The 13,827-nt window shown below is 62.6% G+C and carries 15 protein-coding genes; 7 read left to right on the top strand and 8 right to left on the bottom strand.

Annotated features, from left to right (window positions below; genetic code table 11):
• Positions 1-202: 202 nt before the first annotated feature.
• Both ttcA and J1G35_RS11770 read left to right on the top strand, forming a co-directional pair.
• Positions 203-1,027, top strand: a complete 825-nt coding sequence (gene ttcA / locus J1G35_RS11775; protein WP_053128530.1) for a tRNA 2-thiocytidine(32) synthetase TtcA — start codon at positions 203-205, stop codon at positions 1,025-1,027.
• Positions 1,028-1,107: 80 nt separating this feature from the next.
• A complete protein-coding gene (locus tag J1G35_RS11770; protein ID WP_053128532.1) occupies positions 1,108-1,779 on the top strand; it encodes a DNA-3-methyladenine glycosylase I in 672 nt (223 codons plus the stop codon).
• A 43-nt stretch (positions 1,780-1,822) separates the two neighbouring features.
• On the opposite strand, the gene J1G35_RS11765 is transcribed toward J1G35_RS11770, so the two are convergent.
• From J1G35_RS11765 to arsC, 3 genes are read right to left on the bottom strand one after another with little or no spacing between them, the layout of a single operon-like run.
• Positions 1,823-2,230, bottom strand: coding sequence for a DUF2069 domain-containing protein (locus J1G35_RS11765; RefSeq protein WP_223015037.1), 408 nt, complete (start codon positions 2,228-2,230; stop codon positions 1,823-1,825).
• Positions 2,214-2,828, bottom strand: a complete 615-nt coding sequence (gene wrbA / locus J1G35_RS11760) for an NAD(P)H:quinone oxidoreductase (protein WP_223015036.1) — start codon at positions 2,826-2,828, stop codon at positions 2,214-2,216. The genes J1G35_RS11765 and wrbA overlap by 17 nt, the downstream gene beginning before the upstream one ends.
• Entirely contained in the window at positions 2,825-3,178 is a 354-nt protein-coding gene (arsC, locus tag J1G35_RS11755) for an arsenate reductase (glutaredoxin) (protein ID WP_053128537.1), read from the bottom strand. The genes wrbA and arsC overlap by 4 nt, the downstream gene beginning before the upstream one ends.
• A 115-nt stretch (positions 3,179-3,293) precedes the next feature.
• Here arsC and J1G35_RS11750 point away from each other — a divergent pair, with 115 nt between their 5' ends.
• The gene (locus J1G35_RS11750) at positions 3,294-3,755 is read left to right on the top strand and encodes a TlpA disulfide reductase family protein (protein ID WP_223015035.1); all 462 of its coding nucleotides are present in this window, start codon (positions 3,294-3,296) and stop codon (positions 3,753-3,755) included.
• 51 nt (positions 3,756-3,806) lie between these two features.
• On the opposite strand, the gene J1G35_RS11745 is transcribed toward J1G35_RS11750, so the two are convergent.
• From J1G35_RS11745 to J1G35_RS11725, 5 genes are all read right to left on the bottom strand, one after another.
• Positions 3,807-4,211 carry an META domain-containing protein gene (locus J1G35_RS11745; protein ID WP_223015034.1) on the bottom strand — a complete coding sequence of 135 codons (405 nt, stop codon included), beginning with the start codon at positions 4,209-4,211 and terminating at the stop codon, positions 3,807-3,809.
• The gene (locus J1G35_RS11740; protein ID WP_223015033.1) at positions 4,208-4,648 is read right to left on the bottom strand and encodes a hypothetical protein; all 441 of its coding nucleotides are present in this window, start codon (positions 4,646-4,648) and stop codon (positions 4,208-4,210) included. The genes J1G35_RS11745 and J1G35_RS11740 overlap by 4 nt, the downstream gene beginning before the upstream one ends.
• A gap of 71 nt (positions 4,649-4,719) precedes the next feature.
• Positions 4,720-5,709, bottom strand: coding sequence for a 2-hydroxyacid dehydrogenase (locus J1G35_RS11735; RefSeq protein ID WP_053128545.1), 990 nt, complete (start codon positions 5,707-5,709; stop codon positions 4,720-4,722).
• Between the two features lie 51 nt (positions 5,710-5,760).
• Positions 5,761-8,514, bottom strand: coding sequence for a response regulator (locus J1G35_RS11730; RefSeq protein WP_053128547.1), 2,754 nt, complete (start codon positions 8,512-8,514; stop codon positions 5,761-5,763).
• 239 nt (positions 8,515-8,753) lie between these two features.
• The gene (locus J1G35_RS11725) at positions 8,754-9,269 is read right to left on the bottom strand and encodes a DUF2062 domain-containing protein (RefSeq protein ID WP_053128548.1); all 516 of its coding nucleotides are present in this window, start codon (positions 9,267-9,269) and stop codon (positions 8,754-8,756) included.
• 135 nt (positions 9,270-9,404) lie between these two features.
• Between J1G35_RS11725 and J1G35_RS11720 the strand changes: the two genes are divergently transcribed.
• The 4 genes from J1G35_RS11720 (at position 9,405) to lpxK (ending at position 13,810) form a co-directional block, all read left to right on the top strand.
• Complete coding sequence (locus tag J1G35_RS11720; RefSeq protein ID WP_262417258.1) at positions 9,405-11,630, top strand: DNA internalization-related competence protein ComEC/Rec2; 2,226 nt, start codon at positions 9,405-9,407, stop codon at positions 11,628-11,630.
• Positions 11,631-11,739: 109 nt separating this feature from the next.
• Complete coding sequence (locus J1G35_RS11715; protein WP_053128550.1) at positions 11,740-12,375, top strand: MotA/TolQ/ExbB proton channel family protein; 636 nt, start codon at positions 11,740-11,742, stop codon at positions 12,373-12,375.
• Positions 12,372-12,800 (top strand): biopolymer transporter ExbD, encoded by a 429-nt coding sequence (locus tag J1G35_RS11710; protein ID WP_053128551.1) that lies wholly within the window; start codon positions 12,372-12,374, stop codon positions 12,798-12,800. Before J1G35_RS11715 ends, J1G35_RS11710 begins: the two co-directional genes overlap by 4 nt.
• Positions 12,800-13,810 carry a tetraacyldisaccharide 4'-kinase gene (gene lpxK, locus J1G35_RS11705; RefSeq protein ID WP_053128552.1) on the top strand — a complete coding sequence of 337 codons (1,011 nt, stop codon included), beginning with the start codon at positions 12,800-12,802 and terminating at the stop codon, positions 13,808-13,810. The genes J1G35_RS11710 and lpxK overlap by 1 nt, the downstream gene beginning before the upstream one ends.
• The last annotated feature ends 17 nt before the right edge of the window (positions 13,811-13,827 follow it).

The following is a 13,827-nucleotide window of genomic DNA, read 5'->3' as shown; positions in this document are numbered from 1 at the left end:
ACAAAGGTCTGGATATCTGTGTGCGACCTCTAATCGCAGTATAGGAAGTGATGACCGGAATAACTGTAGGGCCTTTAGAGCAAATTGCGCTGTAAACATGGGTCCTAATCGCGGCGGGGTCTTTTACTGTTAGCCCTTTAGCTGTTTTTTTTGCGTAAAATACCCGGCTTTTCGTCACACACCTCTAGCGGATCCAAGCGCCATGGGCACTCTTACGGTCAACCAGAATAAACTGCAAAAACGCCTGCGCCGCTTGGCCGGTGAGGCAGTCGCCGACTTCAACATGATCGAGGATGGCGACAAGGTCATGGTCTGCCTCTCCGGCGGCAAAGACAGCTACACCATGCTCGACGTGCTGCTGCACCTGCAAAAGGTCGCGCCGATCAAGTTCGAGATCGTTGCCGTCAACATGGACCAGAAACAACCGGGCTTCCCCGAGCACGTGCTGCCGGCCTACCTCAAGGCGCTGGGCGTCGAGTACCACATCGTCGAAAAAGACACCTACTCGGTGGTCAAGGAACTGGTGCCTGAAGGCAAGACCACCTGCTCGCTGTGCTCACGCCTGCGCCGTGGCACGCTCTACACCTTTGCCGATGAGATCGGTGCGACCAAGATGGCCCTGGGTCACCACCGCGACGATATCGTCGAGACCTTCTTCCTCAATATGTTCTTCAACGGCTCGCTCAAGGCCATGCCGCCCAAGCTGCGCGCCGATGACGGGCGCAACGTGGTGATCCGCCCGCTGGCGTATTGCAACGAGAAGGACATCCAGGCCTACTCCGACCTCAAGCAATTCCCGATCATCCCGTGCAACCTGTGCGGCTCCCAGGAAAACCTGCAGCGCCAGGTGGTCAAGGAAATGCTGGTGGAGTGGGAACGCAAGACGCCAGGGCGTACCGAAAGTATCTTCCGCAGCCTGCAGAACGTGCAGCCATCGCAATTGGCCGACCGCAACCTGTTCGACTTCACCAGCCTGAAAATCGATGAGACCGCCGCGTCGCGCTTCGTCAATGTTGTGAACCTCTGAGCCCATTCAACGCTCTGACACACGGCGCTTGCGGGCGCCGTTTTCAATTCAATTGCCAGCATTCAACAGCAGGAGAGGGCATGCGTGATTACAAGTGGCTGCACGAATACTGTCTGAACCGCTTCGGTTCAGCGGCCGAGCTGGACGCCCACCTGCCGGTGCCCAAGACTCCCGCGCAGTTGCGCAAGATCAGTGATGATCGCTACCTGTCGACCTTGGCGCTGCGCGTGTTTCGCGCCGGCTTGAAACACAGCGTGGTGGATGCCAAGTGGCCGGCGTTCGAGCAAGTGTTCTTTGGCTTCGACCCGGAAAAAGTCGTGCTGATGGGCGCTGAGCATCTGGAGCGGCTGATGCAGGACACGCGCATCATCCGCCACTTGGGCAAGCTCAAGAGCGTGCCGCGCAATGCGCAGATGATCCTGGATATCGAGCAGGAAAAAGGCAGCTTTGGCGCGTTTATCGCCGACTGGCCGGTGACCGATATCGTTGGGCTGTGGAAGTACCTGAGCAAGCACGGGCACCAGTTGGGCGGGTTGTCCGCGCCGCGCTTCCTGCGCATGGTCGGCAAGGATACGTTTGTGCCGAGCTATGACGTGGTGGCGGCCTTGAATGCGCAGAAGATCGTCGACAAGGCACCCACCAGCCTGCGCGACTTGGCGACGGTGCAGGCCGCGTTCAACCAGTGGCATGCAGAGAGTGGGCGGCCGATGTGCCAGCTGTCGATGATGCTGGCGTATACGGTCAATCATTGAGACTGGGGTGATGCCATCGCCGGCTTGCCGGCGATACGGTCTGTCAATCAGCAGCCAACCGGCGGTTCAACTGGTGCCGCCAGCGCACATACAGCAGCGCCGTGCAAAACACTGCCAGGCTGGCCAGCATCTCCAGCACCCCGAACCACTGCCGGTTCGGGTCATACGCTGCCAGCGCGCCCTTGATGAAATACAGGTTCACCACAAAGCACATCCACGAATGCCCGCGCGCACTGCCGATGATCATCCCCGGCGTGAGCACCAGCAGAGGTACCAGCTCGATCAGCAGGATCACCCACGGACGCGCGCCGTGCAGGTCGGCGACGAACAGGTAGTACCCGCATAACAAACCCACCAGGCCGAAAAACGCCAGCAGGCTTAACGCGCGTGCAGCCTTGACCCGTGGCTCCAGCCACGCTTGCGGCGGTAGAACCTTAGGCTTCCTGGCCACGGCCGTTCTCCAGCAGCGTGGCGGTCTTGGCCAGGCGCAGGCCCAGGGCCCGGCACAGGGTGATTTCATGCGGATCGAGCAGGCGTTTGCCATCCGGGCCGGCATGGTGGCTGGCGCCATACGGCGTGCCGCCGCCCTGGGTGTCGAGAAGCGCCTGTTCGCTGTAGGGCAGGCCAGTGATCAGCATGCCGTGGTGCAGCAACGGCAACAGCATCGACATCAGTGTGGTTTCCTGGCCTCCATGCAGGCTGGCGGTGGAGGTGAACACCCCGGCCGGTTTGCCGACGAGCGCGCCGGTCAGCCACAGGTTGCTGGTGCCGTCGATGAAGTACTTCAACGGCGCGGCCATGTTGCCGAAGCGCGTCGGGCTGCCCAGGGCCAGGCCCGAGCAGTTCTTCAAGTCATCGAGGCTGGCATACAGCGCGCCTTCATCCGGGATGCTCGGCGCCACGGCTTCGCACTCGGTGGAGATCGCCGGCACGGTGCGCAGTCGCGCTTCCATCCCGCCTTGCTCGATACCACGGGCAATCTGCCGAGCCATTTCGCTCACCGAGCCATTGCGGCTGTAATACAACACCAGCACATACGGCGACGTCACGGCAGGATCTCCAGCACGTTCTCTGGCGGACGGCCAATGATGGCTTTATCGGCGGTTTCCAGGATCGGGCGTTCCATCAGCTTGGGGTGTTCGGCGATGGCGGCAATCAGTTGCGCTTCGCTGAGGCTGGCATCGGCCAGGTTGAGGGCCTTGTATTCGTCTTCGCCGGTGCGCAGCAGTTGGCGGGCGCTGATGCCCAGCTTGGCCAGCAGTGCCTTCAATTGCGCGGCATTCAGCGGGGTTTCCAGGTAGCGCACCACGGTAGGGGCGAGGCCGCGGGCTTCCAGCAGTTCGAGCGCACCGCGGGATTTCGAGCAGCGCGGGTTGTGATAAAGCGTCAGATCGGTCATGTGCGGGTCGCATCTTGCGTAAGGTGGCGGGTATTCTACCTGCGCTGCGGCCCGTCCTTAAACCGTAAGAGGCGATAGGTCGCAACCAACGTTCATTTTTGCGAAGGATTACCCCATGACAAGGCGACTGATCGGTGCATTGGCGATCATCACAACCCTGCTGCTCAGCGGCTGCGGCAATGACTACGGCGTTGACCAATACGGCCAGAAAATCGCGGCCGAGCGCCTGGATAAACAGTGGCTGGTGGTCAACTACTGGGCGGAATGGTGTGGCCCGTGCCGTACGGAAATCCCCGAGCTCAACGCCCTGGCGGAACAGTTGAAGGGGCAGGGCGTGGGGGTGTTCGGGGTTAACTTCGACAATGTGCAGGGTGCAGAGCTGAAAGAAGCCAGCGACAAGCTGGGGATCAAGTTCACCGTGCTGGCACAGAACCCGGATGGGATCTTCGATATTCCGCGCAGCGAAGCGTTGCCGGTGACCTACATCATCGATGACAAGGGCAAGGTGCGCGAGCAGTTGATGGGTGAGCAGACGGCGGAAGGGGTGCTGGCCAAACTCAAGGCCTTGCGCGGCTAGAGTATTGTCCCCTCCCACATTTAGATCTCACCCACCTGTAGATCGGTGGAATCAGCCCTCTTCGAGCCACAGGCGAATCGGCTTGCCATCTGCCGGCCAGAAGCGGGTCTGCTCGATCGGCGAGATGTCCCAGCGCTGTACGCCTTGCAGGGCCTGGAAGAAGCGCTGTTCCTGCTCCATCAAGGCTTCGGCGCAGAGCTTGCGGGTGCTGCCGATCTTGCCGAAGCTGAGCTTTTCGCCCTCGACGGTGTACGGCGCGAACCAGTGGTTGCAGCCGCCATTGCCGTAGGCACGTCCATCGGCGCCGAGGGTGACGGTCAGGTGCGCGTAATCCATCAACGGCCGCTCACCAATCCACTCCACCACGTAGCTGTGATCCTGCTTGAGCTTGACTGCATCCCCAGCGCAGCCACTCAGGGCCGCACCGACGGCGGCGAGCAGAAGCAGGCGTTTCATTGCCCGGCCTGCTGGCATGTCGGGCAACGGTGCTTGGCGCCTTCGCTGGCCCAGCCCAACTCGGCAATGCGCGCGTTGGCGGCCGGTTGCAGCGGCTCTTTGGTCAGCTTGGTTTCCACCGCGAATTCAAACTCCAGCACAGCGTCGCAGCTGTCGCAGTTGACCTTCCAGGTGTGAATCTCCAGCTCGCCGAACTTCGGCCCCAGGGCCATGGCGACCCACTGGCCCGCCGGGCGGATGGAGTAGCGTGCGTCACCTTCGACGGTGAGTCGCATCGACAGGGTTTTACTGCCGCGAAGGGTGACGATCAGCACGTCGCCATGCTTGATCGAACCACCGTTGCCGGTGACCTGGTAACGGCCCGGCACCAGGGCGCGGCATTCGATCAGGGTGTGTTGCGGGCTCAGCAAGCTGAAGCGGAAATCGTGTTCGGCCATGGATCCTCCAAATAGGCGCGGCATCCTATCACGGGTGCCGGCCCATCATGACCCTGGTATGTGACCGCAGATCATCCTTCGACGAGGTTCTGCGCCCGGCCATCGGCCCATGCCGCAATATTGGCCAACGTGGTGCCGGCAATCGCCGCCAATGCCTCGCGGGTGAGGAACGCCTGGTGCGCGGTGATGATCACGTTGGGGAAGGTCAGCAGGCGCGCGAGTACGTCGTCCTGCAACGGTAGGTCCGAGCGGTCCTCAAAAAACAGCTGGGCTTCTTCCTCATACACATCCAGCCCCAGGTAGCCGAGTTGGCCGTCCTTGAGTGCTTCGATCAGCGCCGGCGTGTCGACCAGGCCGCCGCGACCGGTGTTGATCAGCATGGCGCCGGGCTGCATCTGCGCCAGGGAGCGCGCATTGATCAGGTGCTTGCTGTCGGCGGTCAGCGGGCAGTGCAGGCTGATGATCTGCGCCTGGGCCAACAGCTCCGGCAGGCTTACATAGCGCGCCCCGAGGGCCTGGACCTGCGGATTGGGGAAGGGGTCGTAGGCGAGCAGCTGGCAGCCGAAGCCCGCCATGATCTTGGCGAACGTGGCGCCGATCTGTCCGGTGCCGACCACGCCGACGGTCTTGCCCACCAGGTCGAAACCGGTAAGGCCATGCAGGCTGAAATCGCCGTCGCGGGTGCGGTTGTAGGCGCGATGCAGGCGGCGGTTGAGGGCGAGGACCAGGGCCACCGCATGTTCGGCAACCGCGTGGGGCGAATAGGCCGGGACACGCACGATGGTCAGGCCCAGGCGTTGGGCGGCAGGCAGGTCCACATGGTTGTAACCGGCCGAACGCAACGCGATCAACCGCGTGCCGCCCTTGGCCAGGTGTTCCAGCACCGGGGCACTGAGGTCATCGTTGATAAAGGCGCAGACCACCTCGTGGTGTTCGGCCAGGGCGACGGTGTCGAGGTTGAGCCGAGCGGGTTGGAATTGCAGTTCCAGGCCCTCTGGTAGCGGCTCGCCGAGGAAGCTGTCGCGGTCATAGGTTTGGCTGCTGAAAAGAATCACGCGCATTAAACATGCTCCCTGCCATTTATCAGTTGATCAGTGCCCATAAAAACAGGCTCAGGCACTGACCCGCGCTTCACTGGCCAGCCTGGCGATGGCCATGTCCAGTTCGTCCAATGCGTGCATGGCCTTGGCGTCGTCCTGCTTGAGCAGGGTTTCGGCCCGTTGGCAGGCGGCGCGCAGTTGCGGCACGCCACAGTAGCGGGTGGCGCCGTGCAGGCGGTGGACGCGCTCGATCAGGGCCAGGTTGTCTTTGGCGTCGCGGGCGACCTGAATGGCCTGCCGGTCGGCTTCCAGGGAGGCCAGCAGCATGGCGAGCATGTCGGCGGCCAGATCGGTCTTGCCAGCGGCCAGGCGCAGGCCTTCCTCGTGGTCCAGCACCGGCAATTGCACGCCCGGGCCGAGGCCTTCGACGGCGCGCTCCGGCACTTGGTTGCGCAGGGCCAGGCCGGTCCATTTCAGTACCACTTGGGCCAGTTGCCGTTCGCTGATGGGTTTGGTCAGGTAATCGTCCATACCGCTTTGCAGCAAGGCACGCTTTTCGTTGGCCATGGCGTGGGCGGTGAGGGCGACCACCGGCAACGGCGTGCCATGGCGCTCGCTTTCCCACTGGCGGATCGCCTCGGTGCTCTGGCGCCCGTCCATGCCGGGCATTTGTACGTCCATCAGCACCAGGTCGAAGGTGTCCTGTTTCACCGCGTCGACGGCCGCGTAGCCGCTTTCCACTGCACGGACCTGCGCGCCCATGTCTTCCAGCAGGGTTTGCACCAACAGCAGGTTCGCCGGATTGTCGTCGACACACAGCACACGCGGCGCACGGCTGGACAGCGGCTCGCCCGGCTCACTGCGCGACGGGCGCGGGCTGATCAGGTCGGACAGGGCGCGGCGCAGCTTACGTGTACACGCCGGCTTGGCCTGCAACTGGCTGTTGGGGTTGGGCACCGACTCGTTGAACAGCATCTGTTCGGTGGTGGGGCAGAGCACCAGCACCTTGCAGCCCAGGTGTTCGAGGTCCCATAGATGTTGGTTGAGGCGCTCGGGCGGGATGTCGTTGGCGGTGACGCCGAGTACGGCCAGGTCGATGGCCTGCTCGGTCTGGTGAGCGCTGGTGATGCCGTTGGTCAGGCTTTCCAGGGTATTGAACGGCGTGACTTCCAGGCCGCAGTCTTCCAATTGGTGCTGCAGGGCCTGGCGCGCCAGTTCGTGATTTTCCAGCACCGCCACGCGATGGCCCAGCAGCGGCGCGCAGGGCAGGTCTTCGACGTCGTCGCGGGTCTTGGGCAGGTTCAGGCTGATCCAGAACTCAGAGCCTTCGCCCGGCGTGCTGTCGACGCCGATTTCGCCGCCCATTTGCTCGATCAGGCGCTTGGAAATCACCAGGCCCAGCCCCGTGCCGCCGGGTTGGCGCGACAGTGAGTTATCGGCTTGGCTGAACGCCTGGAACAACGCGCGCACATCCTGGCTGGACAGGCCGATGCCGGTGTCCTGCACGCTGATGCGCAGTTGCACGTTGTCTTCCTGTTCGTCCTCGACCATCGCTCGGGCGACGATGGTGCCTTCGCGGGTGAACTTGATCGCATTGCTGATCAGGTTGGTCAGGATCTGCTTGAGCCGCAGCGGGTCGCCCACCAGCGCCAGCGGCGTGTCGCGGTAGACCAGGCTTACCAGTTCCAGCTGCTTGGCATGGGCAGCGGGGGCGAGAATGGTGAGGGTGTCTTGCAGCAAATCCCGCAGGTTGAAGGGGATGCTGTCGAGTACCAGTTTGCCGGCCTCGATCTTCGAGAAGTCGAGGATCTCGTTGATGATGCCCAGCAAGTTGTCGGCGGATTTTTCGATGGTGCCCAGGTAGTCCAGCTGGCGCGGGGTCAGCTCGCTTTTTTGCAGCAGGTGGGTAAAACCGAGGATGCCGTTGAGTGGCGTGCGGATTTCATGGCTCATGTTCGCCAGGAATTCGGACTTGATGCGGCTGGCCTCCAGGGCTTCCTTGCGCGCCAGGTCCAGCTCGATGTTCTGGATTTCGATGGTTTCCAGGTTCTGGCGCACGTCCTCGGTGGCCTGGTCGATGCTGTGCTGCAATTCTTCCTGGGCGTTTTGCAGGGTTTCGGCCATGCGGTTGATACCGGAGGCGAGTTGGTCCAGCTCCTGGCTGCCGAGTGCCGGCAGACGGGTTTCCAGGTTGCCGTCCTTGAGTTGGGCGACCGCTTGCTTGATCAGGCCAATCGGCGAATTGATCGTTCGGCTGATGCGCAGGGCGAGGGCTGCGGTGAAGATCAGGCCGATGGCAATCAGCAGCAGGCTGGCGAACAGGCTGCGATAGCCGCGCAGCAACATGCCGTTGTGGGACAGTTCCACCTCGACCCAGCCGAGCAGGCGGTCGGCTTCATCGGGGATCAGGTCGCCGGCGAGGTTGCGATGGCGGCCAAATACCGGCAGCAGGTAACGCGTGGCGTCGTTGCCGGTGCGCTGCAGCAGGTGGGAACTGTTGCCGACCGGCGGTTGGTTGAGCATGGTCGGCCCGGCGTGGGCGAGGGGTGTGCGGTCCGGCGCGAGGAACGCCACGGTGCGCACGTCGGGCTGCTCCAGGGATTGGGTGGCAATACGCTCCAGCAGGTCGGTGTTCTTGCTGCTCAGGGCCGGGGCCACCAGGGGCGCCAGCTGCTCGGCGATCATTTCGCCGCGTTGCAGCAGTTGGGCCTGCAACTCCGAGAGCTGCATCCAGGTGAAATAACCCCCCAACAACAACGCCATCAGGCTGGTCGGTAATAAGGTCAGCAACAGTACGCGGCCTTTTATCCCCATTCTTCTAAGCACGCCACTCTCCTGCTACCACACTGATATCAATCTTCCACGCCGGCATCCGGCCCGCGCCACCTGCGCAGTGTAGCCATTTGCGCGGTCTGGAATCTTGCAAATTAATGACAGGCGTCAATCTTCGGGCTATTTGGCGCCCCGGGGGCGACTGGCTGTGGCGGGGTTATCTTGAATAATCACGCATGGAGAATGCGTGCTTTGAAAGCGATTGGCGTGCGTATCGGTGCTTGTACTGACCTTCAAGCGCGGCGCTGTTTGCGCTTCTTCCATTGGTGCGCGACCCACCAGCGCCAATAGCCCATGGTCAGGCAATAGGCCAGGGCGCCCAACACCAGCCCCAATACCACCGAACCCAAGAGGAAGGGTTGCCACAGCGTGCTCAACTGGCCGCTGATCCATTCCCAGGTCAGGTCATCGGGCAGGCTGCGCGGCGGGACATTCATCAGCCAGGCGCCGGTCATATAGGTGCAAAGGAACACCACCGGCATGGTGATGGGGTTGGTCAGCCAGACCAGGCTGACGGCGATGGGCATATTGCCGCGCACGGTGATTGCCAGTACCGCCGCCAAGAGCATCTGCAACGGGATCGGGATGAAAGCCGCGAACAGACCCACCGCCATGGCGCGTGCCACTGAGTGCCGATTCAGATGCCAGAGGTTCGGATCATGCAGCAATGTGCCAAGAAACTGTAATGACTTGTGTTCCCTGATACTGGTGGGGTCGGGCATGTACCGTTTGAATAAGCGCCGAGGCATAAGGGGTCCAGGTCAGTTCGAGGGGCAAGTATGCCCGCATTCTATAAACAGAAAATTCAGACTTTGTGACAAAACATCATAGGCCACGCTGGGCACCCGACTAAGACTGAGTGGATCACTTGAAAAGGAGGGTTCATGAGGACAGGGATGTTCGCGCTGGCGCTGGGGTTGCTTGCCCTGCGCTTTCTACCTGGGTTGCCGACGACCGGGTGGCTGCTGGCCATGCTGGTGCTGGCATTGATGTTATTGCCCTTTCGCACGTTTCCATTGGCATTTTTCCTGCTGGGCTTGAGTTGGGGGTGCATCAGCGCACAGTGGGCGCTGGATGATCGACTGCGCCCGCAGCTTGATGGCCAGACGCGATGGCTGGAAGGCCGTGTCACCGGGTTGCCGCAGCAGGCGGATACGGGTGTGCGTTTTGAGCTGACCGACAGCCGCGCGCGCAAAGCCCGGGTGCCCAAGCGCATCCGTGTGTCCTGGCACGGCGGTCCGCCGGTCCGCAGTGGCGAGCGCTGGCGTTTGGCTGTAACGCTCAAGCGGCCGTCCGGGCTGCTGAATTTTCATGGTTTTGATCAGGAAGCGTGGCTGCTGGCCCAGCGTGTGGGCGCCACCGGCACGGTGAAGGATGGTGAGCGCCTGGCGACGGCTCGTCATGCCTGGCGTGACACTGTCCGCCAACGCCTGATGGCGGTGGACGCCCAAGGCCGCGAGGCGGGCCTGGCGGCCTTGGTATTGGGAGATGGCTCCGGGCTGGCAGCCGAGGATTGGCAGGTGCTGCAGGACACCGGCACGGTGCACCTGCTGGTGATTTCCGGCCAGCACATTGGTTTGCTGGCGGGGTTGATCTACGGGTTGGTCGCGCTCTTGGCACGCTACGGTTACTGGCCCCGTAGCTGGCCGTGGCTGCCGTGGGCGTGTGGCCTGGCGTTCGCCGCTGCATTGGGGTACGGCCTGCTGGCAGGGTTTGGTGTGCCCGTGCAACGCGCCTGCGTGATGGTGGGGTTAATGCTGCTGTGGCGTTTGCGCTTCCGCCATCTGGGGTTTTGGTGGCCGTTGTTGTTGGCGCTCAATGGCGTGCTGATCCTGGAACCATTGGCCAGCTTGCAGGCAGGGTTCTGGCTGTCGTTTACGGCGGTCGCGGTGTTGGTCCTGGCATTGGGTGGGCGTCTGGGGCCTTGGAGTGTCTGGCAGGCATGGACACGCCCTCAGTGGTTGATTGCCATTGGTCTGTTTCCGGTGTTACTGGTACTCGGTTTGCCCGTCAGCGTCACTGCGCCGCTGGCCAATCTGATTGCCGTACCGTGGGTCAGCCTGGTGGTGTTGCCGCTGGCGTTGCTGGGCAGCGTATTGCTGCCGCTGCCCTACCTGGGCGAGGGCATGTTGTGGCTGGCGGGTGGGGCGCTTGACGGGTTGTTCCGGGGCTTGGCGTGGCTCGCCGGGATAATGCCCGCCTGGATACCGGCCGAGGTGCCGGTGGGGTACTGGCTGATCAGCCTGATCGGCGCGGTGCTGGTTTTGCTGCCCAAAGGCGTGCCGTTTCGGCTGCTGGGCTGGCCGCTGCTGTTGTTGGCGGTATTTCCTCCGCGCGAGCCGGTGCCCCATGGGCGGGTGGAAGTGGTGCAATTGGATGTTGGGCAAGGGCAGGCATTGATCCTGCGCACCCGCCATCACACGTTGCTCTACGATGCCGGGCCGCGTTCGGGGACGGCGGACCTCGGTGCGCGCGTGGTATTGCCGGCGTTGAAAAAGCTCGGCATCGGGGCGCTGGACATGATGTTACTCAGCCATGCCGACGCCGATCATGCCGGTGGGGCGACGGCGGTTGCCCGGGGGGTGCCGATCCGGCGTGTCGTGGGCGGTGAAACCGAGGGGTTGCCGGCGTTTCTCGGAACTCAGCCCTGTATCAGCGGTGAGCGGTGGGTGTGGGACGGCGTGTCATTCGAACTGTGGCAGTGGCCTGACGCGACTGATGGCAATCCTAAGTCCTGTGTTCTGCAGGTCGAGGCCAATGGTGAGCGGCTGCTGCTCACCGGGGATATTGATCGGGCGGCCGAGCGGGCATTTCTCGCCTCATCGTTGGCCGTGCGCACCGATTGGCTGCAATCGCCTCACCATGGCAGTCGCAGTTCGTCGTCATGGCCTTTTCTACAGCGCTTGGCACCCACGTCAGTGCTGATTTCCCGGGGCCGTGGCAATGCGTTCGGCCATCCTCACCCGCAGGTGGTGGAGCGTTATCGGACACTGGGCAGCCAGATCTACGACAGTGCCGAGCAGGGGGCGGTGCGCGTGCAATTGGGGGCTTTCAAGCCACCGACTGTTGCGCGTAGTCAACGCCGTTTTTGGCGCGAAGCGTTACCGTAATCCAGCTTTGCTGAAGGCCGCAGCTCAAGACAGGCGCGTCTGTGGCCGACGAGCCCCGCCGCCGAACCTATATGGTAAAGTGGCGCACTTTTTCGAGGGGACATTCACTGTGTGGGAATTGGTCAAATCTGGCGGCTGGATGATGTTGCCGATCATCTTGAGCTCCATCGCCGCACTCGGCATCGTTGCCGAACGTTTGTGGACCCTGCGTGCCAGCCGCGTTACCCCCGAGCATCTGCTGGGGCAGGTCTGGGGCTGGATCAAGAACAAGCAGTTGGACAAGGAAAAGCTCAAGGAGCTGCGCGCCAATTCGCCGTTGGGTGAAATCCTCGCCGCGGGCCTGGCCAACTCCAAGCATGGTCGCGAGATCATGAAAGAGTGCATCGAAGAGGCAGCCGCCCGGGTCATTCATGAACTGGAGCGCTATATCAACGCCCTTGGCACCATCGCCGCCATGGCGCCGCTGCTCGGTTTGCTGGGGACGGTGCTGGGCATGATCGATATTTTCAGCTCGTTCATGGGGTCGGGCATGACCACCAACGCGGCCGTGTTGGCCGGCGGCATCTCCAAGGCCCTGATTACGACGGCGGCGGGCCTGATGGTCGGTATTCCGTCGGTGTTCTTCCACCGCTTCCTGCAACGGCGCATCGATGAGCTGGTGGTCGGCATGGAGCAGGAAGCCATCAAGCTGGTGGAGGTGGTTCAGGGCGACCGTGATGTGGACCTGGTTGGGGACAAAGCGTGAAATTTCGTCGCAAGCAACGGGAAAATGTCGATATCAACCTCGCGTCGTTGATCGACGTGGTGTTTATCCTGCTGCTGTTTTTTGTCGTCACCACCACCTTCACCCGGCAGACCGAGTTGCGCGTCGACTTGCCGGAAGCCGTCAGTGGTTCGCCGGCCGAAGACCAGGAAGTCAAGCAACTGGACATCGCCATCAGCGCTGACGGAGCGTTTTCGGTGAATAACCAGTTGCTGGAGAAAAACGACCTCGCCAGCCTGATCGTTGCCCTGGAGAAAGAGTCCGGCGGCGATACCAAGATGCCGTTGTCCATCAGCGCCGATGGCAAGACCCAGCACCAGGCCGTGATCACCGCGATGGACGCCGCCGGCAAGCTCGGTTTCAGCCATTTGCGCATGAGTACTGTCGAGGCGGCGAGCCAACCCTGATGGCCATGTCCGATCGTTTGCTCAAGGCCTGGTACGAGGGCCATCCGGCGCTCGCGTTGTTGCGGCCACTGGAGTCTTTGTATCGCCGGGTGGTGCAGCGCAAACGTGCGCGGTTCCTGGCAGGAGAGGGCGAGATCTATCAATCGCCGGTGCCGGTGGTGGTGGTCGGTAATATCACCGTGGGCGGCACCGGCAAGACGCCGTTGATCCTGTGGTTGATCGAACACTGTCGGCGCAGTGGCCTGCGGGTAGGTGTGGTCAGCCGCGGCTATGGCGCCAAGCCGCCGCAGTTGCCATGGCGTGTCGAGGCCAGCCATAGCGCTGCTGTGGCAGGTGACGAGCCTTTGCTGATCGTGCAGCGCTGCGGCGTGCCCCTGATGATCGATCCCGACCGCAGTCGCGCGGTGAAGGCCTTGCTCGCCAGCGAGGCCCTCGACCTGATCCTCTCCGACGACGGCCTGCAACACTACCGCCTGGCCCGTGACCTCGAACTGGTGTTGATCGACGCCGCCCGTGGCCTGGGCAACCGCCGGTGCCTGCCGGCTGGGCCGTTGCGCGAACCGGTTGAGCGTTTGCGCAGTGTTGATGCGCTGCTCTACAACGGTGCCGGCTCGGATCGCGACGATGGCTTTGCGTTTCGCCTGCAACCCACCGCGCTCGTCAACCTGCACAGCGGCGAGCGCAAGTCGGTGGTGCACTTTGCGGCGGGGCAGCAGGTACATGCGGTCGCCGGTATCGGCAACCCGCAACGTTTCTTCAACACCCTCGAAACGCTACACTGGCAGCCGATTCCCCATGCTTTTGCCGACCATGCGCCGTACAGCGCCGAGGTCTTGAATTTTACGCCGTCATTGCCGCTGGTCATGACCGAGAAGGACGCGGTGAAGTGCCGCGCCTTTGCCCAGCCCGACTGGTGGTACCTTGCGGTGGATGCGGTGCCGTCGCCGGCGTTCGTCGCCTGGTTCGACACGCAGCTGATGCGCTTGTTACCCGCCCGTCTCTTGCCTTAAAACGCTTCTTTCCAGGA

This window comes from Pseudomonas sp. SH10-3B, from assembly GCF_019891415.1.
GTDB lineage: Bacteria > Pseudomonadota > Gammaproteobacteria > Pseudomonadales > Pseudomonadaceae > Aquipseudomonas.
The sequence above is the reverse complement of the archived record's forward strand: the minus strand, read 5'-3'. Positions and strand labels throughout refer to the sequence as shown.